Consider the following 22,355-nt stretch of genomic DNA (forward strand, 5'->3'; position numbering starts at 1 on the left):
CCAGAATGGGTATCACCGTCCGTAACCTTCAGAAGCGCTTCGGCGATTTCACGGCGCTCGACAACGTGTCGCTCGACTTCCCGCCCGGCGAACTGGTCGCGCTGCTCGGGCCGTCCGGCTGCGGCAAGACCACGCTGCTGCGCGTGATCGCGGGCCTCGAGCACGCGGATGCCGGCCAGGTCGTGCTGCAGGGGCTCGACGTCGCGTCGGTCGGCGCGCGCGATCGCCAGGTCGGGTTCGTGTTCCAGCACTACGCATTGTTTCGCCACATGACGGTATTCGAGAACGTCGCGTTCGGGCTGCGCGTGAAGCCGCGCCGCGAGCGGCCGTCGGAAAGCGCGATCCGCGACAAGGTGCACGAGCTGCTGAAGCTCGTGCAGCTCGACTGGCTCGCGCAGCGTTATCCGTCCGAGCTGTCGGGCGGCCAGCGCCAGCGCATCGCGCTCGCCCGCGCGCTCGCGGTCGAGCCGAAGGTGCTGCTGCTCGACGAACCGTTCGGCGCGCTCGACGCGAAGGTCCGCAAGGAGCTGCGCGGCTGGCTGCGTCGCCTGCACGACGACCTGCACATCTCGACGATCTTCGTCACGCACGACCAGGAGGAGGCGCTGGAAGTCGCGGACCGCATCGTCGTGCTGAACCGCGGCCACGTCGAGCAGGTCGGCAGCCCGCAGGACGTCTACGATCATCCGCAGAGCGCGTTCGTGTACGAGTTTCTCGGCGCGGCGAACCGGCTGCCGGGCACGGTCGCCGGGCGCGGCTTCGTCGCCGAGGGCGCGGCTGCACCGATCGAGGTCGACGCCGATTTCGCGGGCCCTGCGAACGCCTACGTGCGGCCGCACGACCTGCAGCTGTGGCCGGCGGGCGAAGGGCACCGCGACGGTATCGCGGTGGACGTGCGCCGCGTGATTCCGCTCGGTGGTTCGGTGCGGGTGGAGCTCGAGGCGCGCGCAGGCGGCGCGCTCGAGGCGGAACTCGATCGCGACGCATGGCGTGCGCTGTCGCTGCAGGTCGGCGATGGTGCGACGGCGGTGCCGCGCGCGGTGCGTGTGTTTCCCGCGCGTTGACGACAGAATGCAGGGCAGGGGGCGGAACGCGCTCCGATCAGACAATCAAACAACGACAGCCTAAGAGGCATACCCATGAATTTTCAGCAATTGCGGTTCGTGCGCGAAGCGGTGCGCCAGAACATGAACCTGACGGAAGTCGCGAACGTGCTGTACACGTCGCAGTCGGGCGTGTCGAAGCAGATCAAGGATCTCGAAGATGAGCTGGGCGTCGACATCTTCATCCGGCGCGGCAAGCGGCTGACGGGGCTCACGGAGCCCGGCAAGGCCGTGCACCAGCTGATCGAGCGGATGCTGCTCGATGCCGAGAACCTGCGCCGCGTCGCGCGCCAGTTCGCCGACCAGGACAGCGGCCACCTCGTCGTCGCGACGACGCACACGCAAGCGCGCTACGCGCTGCCGAAGGTGATCCGTCAGTTCACCGACGTGTTCCCGAAGGTGCATCTCGCGCTGCGCCAGGGCAGCCCGCAGCAGATCGCGCAGATGATCCTGAACGGAGAGGCCGATCTCGGCATCTCGACCGAAGCGCTCGACCGCTATCCGGACATCGTCACGTTCCCGTGCTATTCGTGGCACCACACGGTCGTCGTACCGAAGGGCCATCCGCTCGTCGGCCGCGAGAACCTGACGCTCGAGGAAATCGCCGAGTACCCGATCATCACGTACGACCAGGACTTCACGGGCCGCTCGCACATCGACCAGGCGTTCACGCAGGCGGGCGCCGTGCCCGATGTCGTGCTGACCGCGATCGACGCGGACGTGATCAAGACCTACGTCGAGCTGGGGATGGGGATCGGCGTGGTCGCTGCGATGGCCTACGATCCGCAGCGCGACACCGGGCTCGTCGCGCTCGATACGCAGCACCTTTTCGAGGCGAGCACGACGCGGGTCGGGCTGCGCAAGGGCGCGTTCCTGCGCGCGTATGCGTACCGGCTGATCGAGATGTTTGCGCCGCACCTGAACGAAGCGGAAATCGCGGGGATGTTGCGCGAAGCCGTTTGACGACGGCGCGTCGTGCGTCATCCGCGCCATCACTGCGGATGACGCAACGTACCTGCGCGTGTTGTCGTGCATCGGGCAGCGGCAGGCGATCTGCCGCCGCCTTGGTTGTCCGAATCATCGAATCATCGAATCACCGAATCACCGAATCACCGGCCGCAGTCGCGGTTTCCAGTCCGATTCATCACCACATACGGCGCGCGACATGCGCTCGCCTGCCAGCACGAAATCGACGCGGCACGCTCGAGCGCCTCGTTTCGGGTTCTGCCATCCGCCATACCGGACGACCCGTTTCTCCTCAGATGTGATTCAATGCGCGTGAATGCAGGCTGACAGGTGTCGAGGCGGCCCTTGGGCCGCCATCCTGACCGGCAGGCCCGCATCAACGACACCATGCGCAACGCCGGAACGAAGTGCGGAGCGCGTTACCCACAGCCCGTTCGCATTCACGAAACCATGCACGCGGAACGCCTGTTCCGACACACTCGGCGACATGGCGCGCAGCACGCAACACGCGTGACGAAGAGGTAAACAATGAATCTGAAATGGTTTCTCTTTTCCTTCGAAGGCCGGATCGGGCGCCTGCCGTGGTGGATCTACGCGCTGGTTTCCGCTTTGCTCAGCGCGTTTTTCGATGCCGGTTCGCGCGGCTCGCCGGATGACGATCTGCCGTTGCTGGCGATACTGGTTCTCGTCGTCATCGCTGTCGTCGCGGGATGGTCATCGATTGCGGTCGGTGTGAAGCGGCTGCACGACATCGACAAGTCCGGATGGTGGATGCTGTTGCTGTTCGTTCCGATCGCCGGCGCGCTCGCGTTGTTCGTGATGAACGGCTTCATTGCCGGCACGCCGCATGCGAACCGATTCGGCGAGCCGCCGTCAGCCGATGAAGACGAGCCGGCGCCGCAGGACCCGGCGTGACGCGCGCTCCGAATAAACCCTTAAATATTGTTCAGACAGGTTGCGCGCCGACGCGAATCGGTACAGCATAGCCCTCACTCCGCCGGCTTCTCGCCGGCGGCGACGCGTAAACGACAGCACGCGTCAGGCAGTCGGCCGTCTGCCTCGCTTCCATTCCGTGGTACCGACAGCAGCATCGATGGCCATTGCCCGGGTAGTGTGGCGCAAACGTTTGCTCACATTAAAACAACAGCCAAACAATCGTCCGGCCCTTGGGGCCAGTCGCCAGGAGATGTGTATGAATGTTCTCTTTCGCCGTCGCTTCCTGACCGCCGCGCTTGCAGCCGTCGCGGTCGCCGCCGCACCGGCCGTCCACGCGCAATCCGCAGCCAAGCCGAAGGTTGCGCTCGTGATGAAGTCGCTCGCCAACGAGTTCTTCCTGACGATGGAAACGGGCGCGAAGGAATACCAGAAACACAACGCGAGCCAGTTCGACCTGATCACCAACGGCATCAAGGACGAGACCGACACCGCGAACCAGATCCGCATCGTCGAGCAGATGATCGTGTCGAAGGTCGACGCGATCGTGCTCGCGCCGGCCGATTCGAAGGCGCTCGTGCCGGTCGTGAAGAAGGCGGTCGACGCCGGCATCATCGTCGTGAACATCGACAACCGGCTCGATCCTGACGTGCTGAAGTCGAAGAACCTGAACGTGCCGTTCGTCGGCCCGGACAACCGCAAGGGCGCACGCAAGATCGGCGATTACCTTGCGAAGCGGCTGAAGGCGGGCGACCAGGTCGGCATCGTCGAAGGCGTGTCGACGACGACCAATGCGCAGCAGCGCACGGCCGGCTTCCAGGACGCGATGAAGGCGGGCGGGATGAAGGTCGTGTCGGTGCAGTCCGGCGAATGGGAGATCGACAAGGGCAATGCGGTCGCTGCCGCGATGCTCAACGAATACCCGAACCTGAAGGCGCTGCTGTGCGGCAACGACAACATGGCGATCGGCGCCGTGTCGGCCGTGCGCGCGGCCGGCAAGCAGGGCAAGGTGCTCGTGGTCGGATACGACAACATCAACGCGATCAAGCCGATGCTGAAGGACGGCCGCGTGCTCGCGACCGCCGATCAGTACGCGGCGAAGCAGGCCGTGTTCGGCATCGACACGGCGCTCAAGGCGATCGCCGAGCATCGCAAGCAGGCCGACATGTCGGGCGTGGTCGAGACGCCGGTGGATCTCGTGACGAAGTGACGCAGCCGCGATGCGGCCGCCGTCCTCAAGAATTTGGCGCGGCGGCCGTTATCCCGGGGTGAGCGCGATCACGGCCACTGCATGCACATGCACTTGTGAGCGTCACACCCGCGCGCCGCGTGCGCGCGGCCGCAACCAGGATCGCGATGGACCCGACCTTCCAACCCTCCCGTTCAGCCACCCCCGTGCTGTCCGTATCCGGCATTGGCAAGACCTATGCCGAGCCCGTGCTCGCCGACGTCACGCTGACGCTGGCGGCGGGCCAGGCGCTCGCGCTGACGGGCGAGAACGGCGCGGGCAAGAGCACGCTGTCGAAGATCATCGGCGGGCTCGTCGAGCCGACCGCCGGCACGATGCAGCTGGGCGGCCACGCGTATGCACCGGCCAGTCGCACGCAGGCCGAGGCGCTCGGCGTGCGCATGGTGATGCAGGAGCTGAACCTGCTGCCGACGCTGACCGTCGCCGAAAACCTGTTCCTGAACCGCCTGCCGCGGCGCTTCGGGATCATCGATCGCGCGCGGCTGCGTGAGGACGCGCGGGTCGCGATGGCGCAGGTCGGGCTCGACACGGTCGATCCCGATACGCCGGTGGGCGCGCTCGGCATCGGCCACCAGCAGATGGTCGAGATCGCGCGCAACCTGATCGGCGACTGCCGCGTACTGATTCTCGACGAACCGACCGCGATGCTGACGGCGCGTGAAGTCGAGCTGCTGTTCGAGCAGATCGATCGGCTGAAGGCGCGCGGGGTCGCGATCGTCTACATCTCGCACCGGCTCGAGGAACTCGCGCGGGTCGCCGAGCGCGTTGCGGTGCTGCGCGACGGCCGGCTCGTTCACGCGGGCGACATGGCGGCGACGACGTCGGACGGGCTCGTCACGCTGATGGTCGGGCGCGAGATCGGCGAGCAGATCGATCTCGGCGAGCGTCGTATCGGCGCGCCGCGGCTCGTCGTGTCGGGCCTCTCGCGCGGCGGGGCCGTGCGGGACGTGTCGCTCGAAGTGGGCGCGGGCGAGATTTTCGGCATCTCCGGGCTGATCGGCGCGGGGCGCACCGAATTGCTGCGGCTGATCTACGGCGCGGATGCGCCGGATGCGGGGACGATCGCGATCGGCCAGCCGCCGAAGCCGGTACGGATCGGTTCGCCCGTCGAGGCGGTGAAGCACGGCATTGCGCTGATCACCGAGGATCGCAAGGGCGAAGGGCTGTTGCTCACGCAGTCGATCACCGCGAACGTGTCGCTCGGCCAGCTCGACCGGCTCGCGCGCGGCGGCATCGTCGACCGCGCGCGTGAAACGGCGCTCGCCGAGCAGCAGATCGACGCGCTGCGGATCCGCACGCACGGCGCGGCGCAGACGGTCGGCGAGCTGTCGGGCGGCAACCAGCAGAAGGTCGTGATCGGCCGCTGGCTCGCGCGCGACATGGGCGTACTGTTGTTCGACGAACCGACGCGCGGGATCGACGTTGGCGCGAAGTTCGAGATCTACACTTTGATGGGTGCGCTCGCGCGTGAAGGCCGCGCGCTCGTCGTCGTGTCGAGCGACCTGCGCGAGCTGATGCTGATCTGCGACCGGATCGGCGTGATGTCGGCCGGCCGCATGACCGCCGTGTTCGAGCGCGGCAACTGGACCCAGGATGCGCTGCTGGCCGCGGCGTTCGCCGGCTTCGGCCGCGAGACGCTGCCGGGCGGCGCGCAGCATCCGGCCGCGGGGCAGGCGCCAGGCGCCGCTCCGGGCACTTCGACGACAGGACGACAGCAATGACCCAGCCTCCCGTATCCCCGACCGATGCAGGCGCGCAGCAGGACGTGACGGGGCGCCGTGCGCGCATGCTGTCCGGCACGCGGCTCGGCCTGTCGAACTATCTCGGGCTCGCCGGTGCGCTTGCCGCGATGATCGCGCTGTTTTCGGTGCTGAGCTCGCATTTCCTGACCTACGATACGTTCAGCACGATCGCGAACCAGATTCCCGATCTCGTCGTGATGTCGGTCGGGATGACCTTCGTGCTGATCATCGCCGGGATCGACCTGTCGGTCGGTTCGGTGCTCGCGCTCGCCGCGTCGATGGTCAGCGTCGCCGCATTGAAATGGCAGTGGGGGCCGCTGCCGGCCGCGCTGATCGGCATCGCGGTCGCGACCGCCACGGGCGCGCTGACGGGCGCGGTCACGGTCGGCTGGAGGATCCCGTCGTTCATCGTGTCGCTCGGCGTGCTGGAGGCCGCGCGCGGCCTCGCGTACCAGCTGACGAATTCGCGCACGGCCTATATCGGCGACGCGTTCGATTTCCTGTCGAACCCGATCGCGCTCGGCATCTCGCCGGCATTCCTGATCGCGGTCGCGGTGATGATCGCGGCCCAGTTCGTGCTGACGCGCACCGTGTTCGGACGCTATCTCGTCGGGATCGGCACGAACGAAGAAGCGGTCCGACTTGCGGGGGTTAACCCGAGGCCGTATAAAATTCTCGTATTCGCATTGATGGGCGCGTTCGCGGGGCTTGCGTCGCTGTTCCAGATTTCGCGGCTCGAGGCGGCCGACCCGAACGCGGGCGTCGGCCTCGAACTGCAGGTGATCGCCGCCGTCGTGATCGGCGGCACGAGCCTGATGGGCGGGCGCGGCTCGGTGATCAGCACGTTCTTTGGCGTGTTGATCATCTCCGTGCTGGCCGCGGGGCTGGCGCAGATCGGCGCGAACGAGCCGACGAAACGGATCATCACCGGCGCGGTGATCGTGGTGGCGGTCGTGCTCGATACGTATCGCAGCCGGCGCTCGCGCGTGCGGTAGAAAGACAGACAGAACAGACCAGAGAGAAACGGGAAATGGCGACGATCAAGGATGTGGCGGCCATGGCGGGCGTGTCGTTTACGACCGTCTCGCACGTGGTGAACAATTCGCGGCCGGTGTCCGCGGATGTGCGTGCGAAGGTCGAGGGCGCAATCCGCGAGCTGAATTACGTGCCGTCGGCCGTGGCACGCTCGCTGAAGGCGCGTGCGACGGCGACCATCGGCCTCGTCGTGCCGAACAGCACGAATCCGTACTTCGCGGAGCTTGCGCGCGGCATCGAGGATCAGTGCGCGGCCAATGGCTATTGCGTGTTCTTCTGCAACTCGGACGATGATCCCGTGAAGCAGCGCAGTTACCTGCGCGTGCTGCAGGAAAAGCGCATCGACGGGCTGATCGTCGCGTCCGCCGGCGAGGATGCGGTGCTCGCGCAGACGCTCGCGGACATCCATGCGCCGCTCGTCGTCGTCGATCGCAACATCGAGGGGCTCGCGGCCGACCTCGTGCAGATCGACCACGAGCGCGGCGCGTACCTGGCGACGCGCCATCTGCTCGAGCTCGGGCACGCGAAGATCGGCTGCATCACCGGGCCGACCGACACGGCGGTCAGCGCGATGCGCGTGCACGGCTTCATCCGAGCGATGGCCGAGCGCGGCGTCGACATCGTGCCGGGCGCGATCGCGGAAAGCGACTTCTCGTGCCTCGGCGGTTATCACGCGGCGTCGCGGCTGTTCGAAACGGTGCGGCCAAGCGCGATCTTCGCGGGCAACGACCTGATGGGTGTCGGCGCGCTGCGCGCGGCGGCCGAGCGCGGCATGCGCGTGCCCGACGACTGTTCGATCATCGGATTCGACGACATCGAATTCTCCCGCTACACGTATCCGGCACTGTCGACGGTCGGCCAGTCGGTGCGTGCGCTCGGCGAAATGGCCGCGCAGACCTTGATCGAGCGGATCGGTGGCGGTTCGACGGCCGTGCCGAGCCGGCGGCGCGTCGTGTCGCCGCGTCTCGTGCTGCGTGAATCGACGGCGGTCTACCGCGAGCCGCCGGCCTCCGGCGGTCGCGCATGACGGCGCCTGCACCGGGCTCCGGCCGCGTGACGGTGGTCGGCAGCCTCAACATGGATCTCGTCGTGCGTGCGCCGCGTCTGCCGCTGCCCGGCGAAACGCTGGCGGGACACGCGTTCGCGCAGGCGGCGGGCGGTAAGGGCGGCAACCAGGCCGTCGCGGCCGCTCGGCTCGGCGCGCAGGTCGCGATGATTGGCTGCGTCGGCGCGGATGCGCACGGCGCGGCACTGCGCACGGGCCTGGAAGCCGAGGGGATCGACTGCGCGGGGCTCGCGACGAGTGCGTCGGCGTCGACCGGCGTCGCGCTGATCGTCGTCGACGATGCGAGCCAGAACGCGATCGTGATCGTCGCGGGCGGCAACGGTGAGGTCACGACCGATGCGGTTGCACGGCACGAGGCCGCACTGGCGTCGGCCGATGTCGTGATCTGCCAGCTCGAGACGCCGCCGGACGCGGTGTTCGCGGCGCTGTCGGCCGGGCGCAGGCTCGGCCGCACGGTGGTGCTCAATCCGGCCCCGGCCGTCGCGCCGCTGCCGGACGGCTGGCTGCCGCTCGTCGATTACCTGATCCCGAACGAGGTCGAGGCAGCCGCGCTGACCGCGCTGCCGGTGCGCGACCCGGCGGAGGCGGAAGCGGCAGCGCGCGCGCTGCAGGCAGGCGGCGCACGCAACGTGCTGGTTACGCTGGGTGCGCGCGGTGTGCTTGCGCTGACGGCCGATGGCGCCGCGCGGCATTATCCGGCGCCAGCCGTGCAGGCCGTCGACACGACGGCGGCCGGCGATACCTTCATCGGCGGTTTTTCCGCGCGGCTCGCAGCCGGCGCGGACGTCGATACGGCGATCCGCTTCGCGCAACGCGCAGCGGCACTGTCGGTCACGCGAGCGGGCGCGCAACCGTCGATTCCAACGCTTGCCGAACTGGCCGGATAGGGCCTGATCACGCATCGCAGCCGGTTCGTCGCAAACGACGGCCGGCCGCGGAGGGCCTTCCATCGCCTTGCCTCCAGCACACGCCGAAACACGCATTTTCATTTAGCTGTTTGTAATAAACAGACGAATAATTCGAAAAAATAGCGGAAACACCATCAAGTTGTGCGGTGCACTGTCGTAAATGTATCGAGCGAAGCAATGCTTCGAAGCGACGGGCCCGTCCCGTCCATCACGACGCAACACAGGAAGGATGATGGTGTTCAAAAACCTGACGATTCGTGCGCGCATCGGTCTCACGATGGCGTTTCTGGCGGTGCTCCTGGGTGTGGTCGGCGTGCTCGGCTTGTACGGCATGACGCGTGCGAACGACACGACGCGTGATATCTTCACGAACCAGATGCCAAGCGCGGTCGACGTCTCGGTCGCCGAAATCTACGCTGCGCGCGAACGCCTGGCGCTCGACCGTGCGGCACTCCTGGCCGCCACGCCCGACGCGGCGGCGGCCGTGGAGCGAAGCCGCGCGATGCGGGCGCAGTCCGACGCGTGGTGGCAGAAGTACCTCGCGTTGCCGCGCGGCCCGGAGGAAGACCGGCTCGCACAGGACGTCGCCGCGAAGCGGCAGGCGTTGCAGCACGAGTGCGACGCGTTTGCGAGCGTGATCGGGGCGAATCAGGCCGACCGGATCGGCGACGGTGCCAAGCAGCTCCAGGCGCGCTACAACGACCTCGCGACGTCGAGCGAGGCGCTGCGCAACTTCCAGTTCAGTGACGCGCAAACCGGCTTCGACCACGCGGAATCGGTGTACGACACGCTGCGCGTGCTCGCGATCGTCACGCTGGTGGCCGGCTTCGGCGCCGCGGTGGTGTCGTGGCTGACGCTGAGTCGCGCGATCGGCCGCCCGATTGCCGACGCGCTCTCGCATTTTGACGCAATCGCTGCCGGCGACCTGCGCCGGCCGATCGTCGTGGACCGGCATGACGAGATGGGCCAGCTTCTCGAGGGCCTCGGCAAGATGCAGCGCGGGCTCGTCGACACGGTGCGCACCGTGCGCGGCGGCAGCGAGTCGATTGCGACCGCGGCGCGCCAGATTGCGGCCGGCAACATCGACCTGTCGTCGCGCACCGAGGAGCAGGCCGCGGCGCTGCAGGAAACCGCATCGAGCATGGAACAGCTGACCGGCACCGTGAAACAGAACGCGGACAATGCACGCCAGGCCAGTTCGCTGGCCGCGAATGCGTCGGAGATTGCAAACAAGGGCAATACGGTGGTCGGCCAGGTGGTCGGCACGATGGGCGAGATCAACGACAGCTCGGCGAAGATCGCGGACATCATCGCGATCATTGAGGGAATCGCGTTCCAGACCAACATTCTTGCGCTGAATGCAGCAGTCGAAGCCGCACGGGCAGGCGAGGAAGGCCGCGGTTTCGCGGTCGTCGCGGGCGAGGTACGCAGCCTGGCCCAGCGTTCGTCGACCGCAGCCAAGGAGATCAAGGTGCTGATCGACGCGTCGGTGGAGCGCATCCGGTCGGGTTCCACGCTGGTCGATGAAGCGGGGCGCACGATGAGCGACGTGATCGGCGCGGTGCAGCGCGTGACGGACATCATGGGCGAGATCGCGGCGGCGTCCGAGGAGCAGAGCGGCGGGATCGACCAGGTGGCGCGCGCGGTCGCGCAGATGGACGAGGTCACGCAGCAGAACGCGGCGCTCGTCGAGGAAGCCGCGGCCGCCGCGCAGTCGCTCGACGAACAGGCCGGGCGCCTGCGTGAAACAGCAGCGGTATTCCAGCTCGACGACGACACGTCACGCGCGGGTGCCGCGGCTCAGCTTGCGGTGCGTCACGCGCCGCGTGCGCCCACGGCAGCGGTTGCCGCGCCCGTCCAGGCTGCCGTGCGCGACGATCGCGATGCACCGCCGAAGCGCGCCGCCACGGTGGCACCGGTGCGCAAGCCCGTCGCTGCCTCTGCTGCGCCCGCGCAGGCTGCGGCTACCACCGGCGCGGACGACTGGGAAACCTTCTGATTCGCGCGTGCCGCGCATCTATCCCCATTTGGTTGAGAACGACGCCCGCGACATGCGGGCGTCGTCGTTTCTGCGCTGGAAAAATGTGACAGGCGATGTGCACGAATGACGATCACGCATTGTCGCGTGCGTCGAGCGACCTGCATCGACGGATGCGCGTATAGGTGCGTGTGAAGTTCCCGCATCCGTTGTACGGGTATCTCCGTAAGGGCACTGCGAAAAAAATTTGTAACGGCGCACGCAACGTGTCGTCGTAAACAGCGGCTCGAACGTATAGGGATGAAGGGGGAAGTGGCGACGTCGGATGTGTCCAACGCACAAGACGTTCCGTTGTTCGACGAGACGCGACGGATGCAGTTTCTGCGGCTCGGGAGATCGATTGTAAAACGACGAAATGCGTTGTCCAAGCGGTGTTGCCGAGAATGACGAACTTCATACGAAGAGTTCGTGAAAAAAAATAAGAAAGGGTTTAGGATGAATTCGAACGAGCTTGCTTCTGCGCAGTCGTACGAAGGCAGGCACGTCTTCAGACTCAGGCGAGGGAGGTAGCATGGATATTTACAGCAGCTTCGCGAACCGCTTCGAAAAAACGCGAGAGGAAGAGCTCTCGCTGGAGGAGTATCTCGCGCTCTGCAAGAACGATCCATCCGCGTACGCGACGGCTGGTGAACGCATGCTGGCAGCAATCGGGGAACCTGAACACATCGATACCCGCAACGACCCGCGCCTGTCGCGGATCTTTGCGAACAAGGTCATCAAGGTCTATCCCGCATTCCGTGAGTTCTACGGAATGGAGGAAGTGATCGAGCAGGTGGTCGCATACTTCCGTCACGCTGCGCAAGGGCTCGAAGAGAAGAAGCAGATCCTCTATCTGCTTGGCCCGGTGGGCGGCGGCAAGTCGTCGATCGCCGAGCGTCTGAAGCAACTGATGGAGCGCGTGCCGTTCTATTCGCTGAAGGGTTCGCCCGTCAACGAATCGCCGCTCGGGCTGTTCGACTACGACGAAGACGGCCCGATCCTCGAGGAACAGTACGGCATTCCGCGCCGCTACCTGAAAAACATCCTGAGTCCGTGGGCCGTCAAGCGCCTGCACGAATACAACGGCGACATCCGCCAGTTCCGCGTGGTGCGTCGCTATCCGTCGATCTTGCGGCAGGTCGGCATCGCGAAGACGGAGCCGGGTGACGAGAACAATCAGGACATCTCGTCGCTGGTCGGCAAGGTCGATATCCGCAAGCTCGAACAGTATGCGCAGGACGACGCCGACGCGTACAGCTACTCGGGTGGCCTGTGCCTCGCGAACCAGGGCCTGCTCGAATTCGTCGAAATGTTCAAGGCGCCGATCAAGGTGTTGCACCCGCTGCTCACCGCCACGCAGGAAGGCAACTTCAAGGGCACCGAGGGCTTCGGCGCGATTCCGTTCGACGGGATCATCCTCGCGCACTCGAACGAGTCGGAGTGGAAGGCGTTCCGCAACAACCGCAACAACGAGGCACTGCTCGACCGGATCTTTGTCGTGAAGGTGCCGTACTGCCTGCGCGTCTCGGAAGAGACCAAGATCTACGAGAAGCTGATCCGCAACTCGTCGCTGGCCGAGGCCGTCTGCGCACCGGGCACGCTGAAGATGATGTCGCAGTTCTCGGTGCTGTCGCGCCTGCACGAGCCGGAGAATTCGAGCCTGTTCTCGAAGATGCAGGTGTATGACGGCGAAAATCTCAAGGACACCGATCCAAAGGCGAAGTCGTACCAGGAATACCGCGACTACGCGGGCGTGGACGAAGGGATGACGGGCGTGTCGACACGCTTCGCGTTCAAGATCCTGTCGCGCGTGTTCAACTTCGATTCGAGCGAGGTCGCGGCCAACCCCGTGCACCTGATGTACGTGCTCGAACAGCAGATCGAACGCGAGCAGTTCCCGCCGGAAACCGAGCAGAAGTACCTGTCCTTCGTGAAGGACGTGCTCGCGTCGCGCTACGCGGAATTCATCGGCAAGGAGATCCAGACGGCCTACCTCGAGTCGTATTCGGAGTACGGCCAGAACATCTTCGACCGCTACGTCACGTATGCGGACTTCTGGATCCAGGACCAGGAATTCCGCGATCACGATACGGGCGAGAGCTTCGACCGCGCCGCGCTGAACGCGGAGCTGGAGAAGATCGAGAAGCCGGCCGGCATCAGTAATCCGAAGGATTACCGCAACGAGATCGTGAACTTCGTGTTGCGTGCACGGGCGGCGAATGCCGGCAAGAACCCCGTGTGGACGAGCTACGAGAAGTTGCGCGTCGTGATCGAGAAGAAGATGTTCTCGAATACCGAGGAACTGTTGCCGGTGATTTCGTTCAACGCAAAGGGTTCGGCGGAGGAGCAGCGCAAGCATGAGGACTTTGTGAACCGGATGGTCGCGAAGGGCTATACGCCGAAGCAGGTGAGGCTGCTTTGCGACTGGTACCTGCGCGTGCGCAAGTCGTCATGACGCGCGTGGTACCGCGCCCGTACGGCGAGTCCGTACGGGCAACTTCAGAGACGCCGCCCGCTTGACGGGAGACGGCATGTGCGGCGAGCGTCCCGGCATATCGACTTTCGAGCGGGAGACCGGCAGTGCTTCATCAAATCATCGACCGCAGGCTGGCCGGCAAGAACAAGAGTATCGCCAACCGCGAACGCTTTCTGCGTCGCGTCAAGAACTACATTCGTCGTGCCGTGTCGGACGCGGTGCGCGATCGTAGCATCAAGGATATCCAGAGCACGCAGAGCATCACGATCCCGCGCAAGGACATCGCCGAGCCGAATTTCCGGCACGGGCCGGGCGGGCGTCGCGAATACGTGCACCCCGGCAACGAGGACTACGTGCGCGGCGACAAGATCCCGCGCCCGCAGGGCGGCTCGGGCGGCGGTGGCAGTCAGGCGAGCAACGAGGGCGAAGGGCAGGACGACTTCGTGTTCGAATTGTCGCGCGACGAGTTCATGCAGTATTTCTTCGACGATCTCGAACTGCCGCGCCTCGTGAAGACGCACCTGCTGACGGTGCCGAGCTGGAAGAACGTGCGCGCGGGCTGGTCGGCGGAAGGCACGCCGAACAACATCGATGTCGTGCGTTCGCTGCGCAGCGCACTCGGGCGTCGCATCGCGCTCGGCTCGCCGCTCGTCAACGAGCTGCGCGAGCTCGAGGCGCAGCTCGACGCGATGAAGAGCGATCCGGAAGACCGGCGCGCGGAGATCGCGGTGCTCGAGGCCGAGATCCATCACCTGAAGGGGCGCATCTGGCGGATTCCGTTCATCGATCCGTTCGACCTGCGCTACATCAACCGCGTGAAGCAGCCGCAACCTTCGAGCCAGGCCGTGATGTTCTGCCTGATGGACGTGTCGGGCTCGATGGACGAGCAGCGCAAGGATCTGTCGAAGCGCTTCTTCATCCTGCTTTACCTGTTCCTCAAGCGTAACTACGAGCGCATCGAGGTGGTGTTCATCCGTCACCACACGCGTGCCGAGGAAGTCGACGAGGACACCTTCTTCCATTCGACCGAAAGCGGCGGCACGGTGGTGTCGAGTGCGCTCGAGCTGATGCGCAAGGTGATGAACGAGCGCTACTCGCCGACCGAGTGGAACATCTACGGTGCGCAGGCGTCCGACGGCGACAACTGGACCGACGATTCGCCGAAGTGTCGCAAAATCCTGGAAGAGGATATCCTCACGAAGACGCGTTACTTCGCGTATATCCAGGTCGCGCCGGAAGAGCAGAACCTGTGGCTGGAATACGCGCAACTGGCCCTGTCGCAGCCGCATCTCGCGATGAAAAAAGCGGAGTCGGCCGCCGACATTTACCCGGTGTTTCGCGAATTGTTCGAAAAGCAGGTGGAAATGTCATGACGACCCGCCATCTGCACAACGAGTCGCGCGGCTATGCGCCGCGCCCTTCCGGTGACGACACGGCCGGCTCTGCCGCATCGCAGCAACGCGGGCAGGCCGAACCGCCGCCGCCGGCCGCCGACTTGCCCGGTCCAGGGCAAAAGGAAGCGCGTATGAACGTTGCCGAACGCAAGCCGTTGCCGTGCCCGTCCGACTGGACGTTCGAACTGCTCGAGGAATACGACACGCACATCTCGCAGGTTGCCGAACAATACGAGCTCGACATCTACCCGATCCAGCTCGAACTGATCAGCGCCGAGCAGATGATGGACGCGTATGCGTCGGTCGGGATGCCCGTGAACTACCGTCACTGGTCGTTCGGCAAGCACTTCCTGTCGACCGAGAAGAGCTACCGCCGCGGCCAGATGGGGCTCGCGTACGAAATCGTCATCAACTCGAACCCGTGCATCGCGTATCTGATGGAAGAGAACACGATGACGATGCAGGCGCTCGTCATCGCGCACGCGGCGTACGGGCACAACTCGTTCTTCAAGGGCAACTACCTGTTCCGGCTGTGGACCGACGCGCACGCGATCATCGACTATCTCGTGTACGCGAAGAACTACGTCGCGGAATGCGAGGAGCGCTACGGCCTCGATCGCGTCGAGGAACTGCTCGATTCGTGCCATGCACTGATGAACTACGGCGTCGACCGCTACAAGCGGCCGCAGAAGCCTTCGCTGTCGAAGGAGTCCGCGCTGCGGCGCGAACGCGAGGCGTACCTGCAGTCGCAGGTGAACGAACTGTGGCGCACGCTGCCGGGCAAGAAGCCCGAGCTGATGGAAGAACAGGAAGACCGCTATCCGCCCGAGCCGCAGGAGAACCTGCTGTATTTCGCGGAAAAGAATGCGCCGCTGCTCGAACCGTGGGAGCGGGAAGTGATCCGCATCGTGCGCAAGATCGGCCAGTATTTCTATCCGCAGCGGCAGACGCAGGTGATGAACGAAGGCTGGGCGACATTCTGGCACTACACGCTGCTGAATACGCTGTACAACCAAGGGAAGCTGGAAGACAGCTTCATGATGGAGTTCCTGCATTCGCACAGCAACGTGGTCTACCAGCCGCCCGTCACGAAGCCGTACTACAGCGGGATCAACCCGTATGCGCTCGGGTTTTCGATGATGAGCGACATCCGGCGGATCTGCGAAGCGCCGACGGAGGAAGACTACAAGTGGTTTCCGGAGATCGCGGGCACCCCGTGGCTGCCGGCGATGCACTACGCGATGCGCAACTTCAAGGACGAGAGCTTCATCGCGCAGTACCTGTCGCCGAGCCTGATCCGCGACATGCGGCTCTTCTCGGTGCTCGACGACGACATGCGCGATTCGCTCGAGGTGTCGGCGATCCACGACGATTCGGGCTACCAGTACGTGCGACAGGCACTGTCGAGGCAGTACGACATCCATCACCGCGAGCCGAACATCCAGGTGTGGGCGGTGAACACGCGCGGCGACCGCAGTCTCACGCTGCGCCACTTCATGACCGACAACCGCCACCTGTCGAACGACAGCGACGAGGTGCTCAAGCACATGGCGCGGCTCTGGCAATTCGACGTGTTCCTGGAAAGCGTCGACGAGGCCGGCACCGTGCGCAAGCGCTACGAGTGCCGCTACGTACCGCCGGAGGTGCGCATCTGAACGTCGCCTGCGGAAAGTTTGCATCGGACGCCAGCCTGCGGGCTGGCGTTTTCATATGACGAACACGTGGCAGGAGAAAAATTTTCTACATCCGGACGAACCCGGAGAGCCTGTTACTTTACATTTCGCTAAAATCCCGTAGCGCCGTGCGCCGGAACCGGTGCCACGTTCGATCGCACGCGGCGGCCCCGGCCGTCTCGCCCAGAAAGCACTATAAGGAACAGACCAATCCATGGACGTCCAGACCGACCAAGCTGCGCTGTCCGCGCATGACACCCGGCGGCGCGTGTTCGCCATTGTCGGCGCCTCGTCGGGCAACCTCGTCGAGTGGTTCGACTTCTACATCTACTCGTTCTGCGCGCTGTACTTCGCGCCGGCGTTTTTCCCGAGCGGCAACACGACGACGCAGCTGCTGAACACGGCGGGCGTGTTCGCGGCGGGCTTCCTGATGCGTCCGATCGGCGGCTGGCTGTTCGGCCGCATCGCCGACCGCCACGGCCGGCGCAACGCGATGATGATCTCGGTGCTGATGATGTGCGGCGGCTCGCTCGTGATCGCGGTGCTGCCGACCTATGCGCAGATCGGCGCGCTCGCGCCGGCGCTGCTGCTGGTCGCGCGGCTGTTCCAGGGGCTGTCGGTGGGCGGCGAGTACGGCACGAGCGCGACCTACATGAGCGAGGTGGCGCTGAAGGGCCGCCGCGGCTTCTTCGCGTCGTTCCAGTACGTGACGCTGATCGGCGGCCAGCTGTGCGCGCTGCTCGTGCTCGTGATCCTGCAGCAGACGCTGTCGGCCGACGAACTGAAGGCGTGGGGCTGGCGCATTCCGTTCGTGGTCGGCGCGGCGGCCGCGCTGATCTCGCTGTACCTGCGCAAGTCGCTCGACGAGACGTCGACGTCCACATCGCGCGACAAGAAAAATGCCGGCACGATCCGCGGCGTGTGGCAGCACAAGGGGGCGTTCTTCACGGTGGTCGGCTTCACCGCCGGCGGCTCGCTGATCTTCTACACGTTCACGACGTACATGCAGAAGTACCTCGTGAACACGGCCGGCATGCATGCGAAGACGGCCAGCAACGTGATGACCGTCGCGCTGCTCGTCTACATGCTGATGCAGCCGGTGTTCGGCGCGCTGTCCGACAAGATCGGCCGCCGCACGTCGATGATCCTGTTCGGCGCGTTCGCGGTGATCGGCACGGTGCCGCTGATGCATGCGCTGAAGGACGTGACGAGCCCGGTGGCCGCGTTCGTGCTGATCACGGTCGCGCTCGCGATCGTCAGCTTCTACACGTCGATCAGCGGGCTGATCAAGGCCGAGATGTTCCCGCCGGAAGTGCGTGCGATGGGTGTCGGCCTGTCGTATGCGGTCGCGAACGCGATCTTCGGCGGCTCGGCCGAGTACGTCGCGCTGTGGTTCAAGTCGATCGGCAGCGAGGAAACCTTCTACTGGTACGTGACCGTGCTGTGCGCGATCTCGCTGCTCGTGTCGTGGCAGATGCGCGATCCGAGCAAGGAAGGGTATCTGCGTCACGAGCCGTGATCGGCTGCACATTGCGCATATGGTGCGCATTGCGTGCATTTGCATCTTGACGAACGTCCCGCCAGCCGGCGGGACGTTTTTTTTGCGGCGTGCGATTACGCGGGGGGAGGCGGCGCAGGGTCGCGCGCCGGGGCGGATGCGCTCGACAAGCTGCCTTGCTCGACCAGCCATTCGAACATCCGCTCGACGATCGGCGAGCGCGACGGGCCTTCCATGCGTGACAGCCACCACGTGGTGCCGGGCAATCGCGGGTAGTCGGCGAGCACGGTAAGCGCGCGCTGGTCGATGCTCGCCTGCGCAACGAGGCGCGGCAGGCAGGCGATGCCGCGGCCGCGCAGCACGGCGTCCAGCACGAGCCGCTGGTCGTCGTAGATCGCATGCATCCGGAACGCCGACAGCCGCTCGCGGAACACCGTCGCCAGGCGCTCGTCGGTCAGGCTGGCTTCGAGGCAGATGAGCCCCGCATGCTGCGGATGCTCGTCGCGCGTCACGCGGTCGAGTTGCTCCGCCAGCGGGGTCGCGCACACCGTCACCCATTCGTCCCGCATGAACGGGATATCGAGCAGGCCGGGCTGCAGCATCGGCCGCATGCCGATCGTCATGTCGACGTCGATCTCGTCGACGTAGCGCGCGGTTTCGTCGGTCGACAGCAGCGGGCACAGGTCGGGCAGGACCTGCTGCAACTGCTCGAGGCGCGGCTGCAGCCAGCCGTGCAGCAACGGCGCGGGACACACGAGCACGACGAGCCCCGAGTTCAGGTAGGTCGCGATGCGGTCGAGCCCGCCGCGCAACGTGTCCATCGCGCGCTGCACGCTGCGCTGCAGGACCTCGCCGGCGATGGTCAGCTCGACGCCGCGGCCGCGCCGGCGGAACAGCGGTTGCCCGAGTTGCGCTTCGAGCTGCTGGATCTGATGGCTGACCGCCGATTGCGACAGGTGGAGCTCGTCGGCCGCGCGCGAGAAATTACCCAGCCGGGCCGCGGCTTCAAAGCCGATCAGGAGCTTCAGGGACGGAACACGTTGCATCGAGGTATGAGGTTAATTGATCAATGAAGCCAAAAAATATCAATATTCATCAAGTTTAACCTGACGCACAATCGGCCATCAATCACAACGGAGGTTGAACGATGGGTCGCTTTGATGCTCGCCAGCGCGGTTACCGGATGCCCGCCGAATGGGAATCCATGGATGCCACGTGGCTCGGATGGCCGGTTCTCGACAATCGCGAGGAGCTGTGGGGGAGCCATTACGCGCAGGTGTGCCGCGAATTCGCGCTGGTCGCGCGGACGATCGCCCGCTACCAGCGCTGCGTGGTGGCCGTGCATCACAGCCAGGCCGATGCCGCGCGCGAGCGGGTTGGCGCGAGCGTGGACGTGCTGCCGGTCGCGGCCGAGGACAACTGGCTGCGCGATTGCGGGCCGATCTTCCTCACGAGCGAACAGCGCGGGCTGGGCGCGGCCGTGTTCCGCTTCAACTGCTGGGGTGAGAAGTACCAGCCGTACGACGGCTGCCAGCAGGCCGGACAGGATATCGCGCGCGCGGCCGGTGCGGAGATCTTCAATTCGCACATGGTGCTGGAGGGCGGCTCGTTTTATGTCGACGGACAGGGCACGCTGGTCACCACCGAGAGTTGCCTGCTGCATCCCAATCGCAATCCGCACCTCAGCCGCGCGGAGATCGAGGCGGAGCTGCGCCGCATGCTGGGCGTCGAGAAGATCGTGTGGCTGCCGGGCAATCCCGACGAAGTGGAGACGAACGGGCACGTGGACGGCATCGCGTCGTTCATCGCACCCGGCCGGATGCTGTGCCAGACCGCGCTGCCGGAGCAGGGCGACTATTTTCATGTGATGCGGGAAAACCGTCGCGCGCTGGAACTCGCGACCGATGCGGCGGGGCGCCGTTTCGAGCTGCTCGACCTGCCGTCGCCGATCGTCAGCGAACGCTTCGGCTCCGAGCGCTACTGCGATTGCTATGCGAACTACATTCTGGTGAACGGCGCGGTGATCGTGTCCGCGTTCGGCGTCGAGCAGGATCAGGCCGCGCGCGAGGTATTCGGTCGCGCGTTCCCCGGGCGCAATGTGGAGATGCTGCCGATCCCGACGCTGTCGATCGGCGGCGGCAGCATCCACTGTTCGACGCAGCAGCAGCCGTCCGTCGCGAACTGAGCGACGTCCCGTCAGCGGTTTCCGGTTCCACCGAGGAGCAATCGCAATGCCGTCCAAACACATTACCGTCGCCGCCGTCCAGATGGCGTCGGGCAGCTGGAATCTCGAAGACAACATGGCCACCGCGGAGCGCCTGATCCGCGCGGCCGCCGCGCAGGGCGCGAATCTCGTGCTGTGCCCGGAGCTGTTCGCGATGCCGTACTTCTGCCTCGACCAGAACGTGCGCCACCTCGAACTCGCGCAGCCGTTCGAAGGCAACGCGCAGATCGCCCGTTTCGCGGCGCTGGCCGGCGAACTCGGCGTCGTGCTGCCGATCGGCTTCTTCGAGCGTGCGGGCAATGCCGCGTACAACTCGATCGCCGTGGCGGACGCGGACGGGCGCGTGCTCGGCGTCTATCGCAAGACGCATATCCCGGACGGGCCGGGCTATACGGAGAAGTTCTATTTCACGCCGGGCGATACCGGCTTCAAGGTGTGGGATACGCGCTTCGGCCGGATCGGCATCGGCATCTGCTGGGACCAGTGGTACCCGGAGACGGCGCGCAGCCTCGCGTTGATGGGCGCCGAGATCCTGTGCTTTCCGACCATCATCGGCTCGGAGCCGTTCAGCAGCGAGTTCGATTCGGCCGGGCACTGGCAGCGCACGATGCAGGGCCACGCGGGCGCCAACATGGTGCCGGTGGTGGCGGCCAACCGGATCGGCCGCGAAGTCGGCTTCGGCAACGGCAATCCGCAGCAGCAGGCGCTCACGGGCGTGTTCTACGGGTCGAGCTTCATCGCGGATCACACCGGGGAGAAGCAGGTCGAGGCGAACCGCACCGACGAAGCGGTACTCGTGCACACGTTCGATCTCGATGCGATCCGCGCCGACCGGCAATCGTGGGGCTTTTTCCGCGATCGCCGCCCGGAGATGTATCGCACGTTGCTGACCAGCGACGGTGTATCGTCCTGCTATCGATGAGGAAGGCCCGATGAAACGGAACGGATGGTTGCGCTTCGCGGTGCCGGGCCTCGCGCTGTGCGTATTGGCCGGAACGGCCCGCGCCGACGACGAGAAGGTGCTGAACCTGTACAACTGGAGCAATTACTTCGCGCCGGATACGCTGGCCGGCTTCGAGAAGGAAACCGGCATCAAGGTGCGCTACGACGCGTACGACAGTGACGAGACACTGCAGTCGAAGCTGCTGACCGGCAACAGCGGCTACGACCTCGTGTGGCCGACCAACGACTTCATGGCCAAGCAGATCCAGGCGGGCGTGTTTCGCAAGCTCGACAAGAACCGGCTGCCGAACCTGAAGTATCTCGATCCGTCGCTGCTGAAGCAGATGGCGCAATCCGATCCCGGCAACCAGTACGGCGTGCCGTACATGTGGGGCACCGTGGGCGTCGGCTACGACCGCGCCAGGGTGCGCGCGATCCTCGGCAAGGACATGCCGGCCGACAGCCTCGACCTGCTGTTCAAGCCGGAGATCGCGGCGCGCGTGGCCGCGAAGTGCGGGCTGGGCCTGCAGGACTCCGCGAGCACCGTGCTGCCGCTGGCGCTGCGCTACATCGGCCGCGATCCGATGCATCCGTCCACGCAGGACTATGCAGCCGCGCAGGCGATGCTGATGAAGATCCGGCCGTTCATCCGCGAGTTCGTGGGTTCGTCCGATGCCAACGAGTTGATCGACGGGGAGCTGTGCGTGACGGTCGGCTTTTCCGGCGCGATCAACCTGGCCGCGCAGAAGGCGAAGGCGCGTGATCCGAAACGCGACGTCGTGTACGACATTCCGCGGATCGGCACTCTGATGTGGTTCGACGCGATGGTCATTCCGGCATCCGCGAAACATCCGGACAACGCGCATGCGTTCATCAACTACATCCTGCGTCCGGACGTGATCGCGAAGATCTCGAATTCGACGCGCTACGCGAACGCGAACCTGGGTGCGCTGAAGCTGATGGATCCGGCGCTGGTGCGCGATCCGGCCATCTATCCGGACGAGTCGACGCGGCGTACGCTGTTCACGCCGATCGCCGAATCGCCGGCCACGATGCGTCTCGAAGGCCGGACCTGGCTCGGCTTCAAGACGGCGCGCCCGTGACGGCCAGCACCGAAACAATCGAAGTA

At 65.4% G+C, this 22,355-nt stretch carries 17 protein-coding genes; 16 read left to right on the plus strand and 1 reads right to left on the minus strand.

Features of this window, described 5'->3' with window-relative positions:
* The first annotated feature begins 5 nt into the window (after positions 1-5).
* The 13 genes from HAV18_RS32680 (at position 6) to HAV18_RS32740 (ending at position 18,081) form a co-directional block, all read left to right on the plus strand.
* Positions 6-1,064, plus strand: coding sequence for a sulfate/molybdate ABC transporter ATP-binding protein (locus tag HAV18_RS32680; protein ID WP_027787478.1), 1,059 nt, complete (start codon positions 6-8; stop codon positions 1,062-1,064).
* A 75-nt stretch (positions 1,065-1,139) separates the two neighbouring features.
* Entirely contained in the window at positions 1,140-2,066 is a 927-nt protein-coding gene (locus HAV18_RS32685; protein ID WP_011351897.1) for a CysB family HTH-type transcriptional regulator, read from the plus strand.
* A gap of 531 nt (positions 2,067-2,597) precedes the next feature.
* Positions 2,598-2,984 carry a DUF805 domain-containing protein gene (locus tag HAV18_RS32690; protein WP_166964213.1) on the plus strand — a complete coding sequence of 129 codons (387 nt, stop codon included), beginning with the start codon at positions 2,598-2,600 and terminating at the stop codon, positions 2,982-2,984.
* 277 nt (positions 2,985-3,261) lie between these two features.
* Positions 3,262-4,212 carry a sugar ABC transporter substrate-binding protein gene (locus HAV18_RS32695; RefSeq protein ID WP_166964215.1) on the plus strand — a complete coding sequence of 317 codons (951 nt, stop codon included), beginning with the start codon at positions 3,262-3,264 and terminating at the stop codon, positions 4,210-4,212.
* A 146-nt stretch (positions 4,213-4,358) separates the two neighbouring features.
* Positions 4,359-5,972, plus strand: a complete 1,614-nt coding sequence (locus tag HAV18_RS32700; RefSeq protein ID WP_166964217.1) for a sugar ABC transporter ATP-binding protein — start codon at positions 4,359-4,361, stop codon at positions 5,970-5,972.
* On the plus strand, positions 5,969-6,988 hold the full coding sequence (locus HAV18_RS32705; protein WP_166964219.1) for an ABC transporter permease: 1,020 nt from the start codon (positions 5,969-5,971) through the stop codon (positions 6,986-6,988). Before HAV18_RS32700 ends, HAV18_RS32705 begins: the two co-directional genes overlap by 4 nt.
* Positions 6,989-7,023: 35 nt before the next feature.
* Positions 7,024-8,055, plus strand: coding sequence for a LacI family DNA-binding transcriptional regulator (locus HAV18_RS32710; RefSeq protein WP_166964221.1), 1,032 nt, complete (start codon positions 7,024-7,026; stop codon positions 8,053-8,055).
* A complete protein-coding gene (gene rbsK, locus HAV18_RS32715) occupies positions 8,052-8,981 on the plus strand; it encodes a ribokinase (protein ID WP_166964223.1) in 930 nt (309 codons plus the stop codon). Before HAV18_RS32710 ends, rbsK begins: the two co-directional genes overlap by 4 nt.
* 253 nt (positions 8,982-9,234) lie before the next feature.
* On the plus strand, positions 9,235-11,001 hold the full coding sequence (locus tag HAV18_RS32720) for a methyl-accepting chemotaxis protein (protein WP_166964225.1): 1,767 nt from the start codon (positions 9,235-9,237) through the stop codon (positions 10,999-11,001).
* Positions 11,002-11,551: 550 nt separating this feature from the next.
* Complete coding sequence (locus HAV18_RS32725) at positions 11,552-13,474, plus strand: PrkA family serine protein kinase (RefSeq protein ID WP_166964227.1); 1,923 nt, start codon at positions 11,552-11,554, stop codon at positions 13,472-13,474.
* Between the two features lie 125 nt (positions 13,475-13,599).
* Positions 13,600-14,868 carry a YeaH/YhbH family protein gene (locus tag HAV18_RS32730; protein WP_166964229.1) on the plus strand — a complete coding sequence of 423 codons (1,269 nt, stop codon included), beginning with the start codon at positions 13,600-13,602 and terminating at the stop codon, positions 14,866-14,868.
* Positions 14,865-16,544, plus strand: coding sequence for a SpoVR family protein (locus tag HAV18_RS32735; RefSeq protein WP_166964231.1), 1,680 nt, complete (start codon positions 14,865-14,867; stop codon positions 16,542-16,544). The genes HAV18_RS32730 and HAV18_RS32735 overlap by 4 nt, the downstream gene beginning before the upstream one ends.
* A gap of 232 nt (positions 16,545-16,776) precedes the next feature.
* Positions 16,777-18,081, plus strand: coding sequence for an MFS family transporter (locus tag HAV18_RS32740; RefSeq protein ID WP_166964233.1), 1,305 nt, complete (start codon positions 16,777-16,779; stop codon positions 18,079-18,081).
* Positions 18,082-18,176: 95 nt separating this feature from the next.
* On the opposite strand, the gene HAV18_RS32745 is transcribed toward HAV18_RS32740, so the two are convergent.
* Positions 18,177-19,106: a LysR family transcriptional regulator gene (locus tag HAV18_RS32745; protein WP_166964235.1), complete on the minus strand. Its 930-nt coding sequence runs from the start codon at positions 19,104-19,106 to the stop codon at positions 18,177-18,179.
* 101 nt (positions 19,107-19,207) lie between these two features.
* On the opposite strand from HAV18_RS32745, the gene HAV18_RS32750 reads away from it, so the two are divergent.
* Genes HAV18_RS32750 through HAV18_RS32760 form a run of 3 tightly spaced genes read left to right on the plus strand, consistent with a single transcriptional unit; the run spans position 19,208 to position 22,329 of the window.
* The gene (locus tag HAV18_RS32750; RefSeq protein ID WP_166964237.1) at positions 19,208-20,245 is read left to right on the plus strand and encodes an agmatine/peptidylarginine deiminase; all 1,038 of its coding nucleotides are present in this window, start codon (positions 19,208-19,210) and stop codon (positions 20,243-20,245) included.
* A 46-nt stretch (positions 20,246-20,291) separates the two neighbouring features.
* Positions 20,292-21,206 carry an N-carbamoylputrescine amidase gene (gene aguB, locus HAV18_RS32755; protein WP_166964239.1) on the plus strand — a complete coding sequence of 305 codons (915 nt, stop codon included), beginning with the start codon at positions 20,292-20,294 and terminating at the stop codon, positions 21,204-21,206.
* A 10-nt stretch (positions 21,207-21,216) separates the two neighbouring features.
* Positions 21,217-22,329 (plus strand): polyamine ABC transporter substrate-binding protein, encoded by a 1,113-nt coding sequence (locus HAV18_RS32760; RefSeq protein ID WP_166964241.1) that lies wholly within the window; start codon positions 21,217-21,219, stop codon positions 22,327-22,329.
* The last annotated feature ends 26 nt before the right edge of the window (positions 22,330-22,355 follow it).

Origin of the sequence: Burkholderia sp. D-99 (assembly GCF_011605345.1) — a bacterium.
Classification (GTDB): Bacteria; Pseudomonadota; Gammaproteobacteria; order Burkholderiales; family Burkholderiaceae; genus Burkholderia.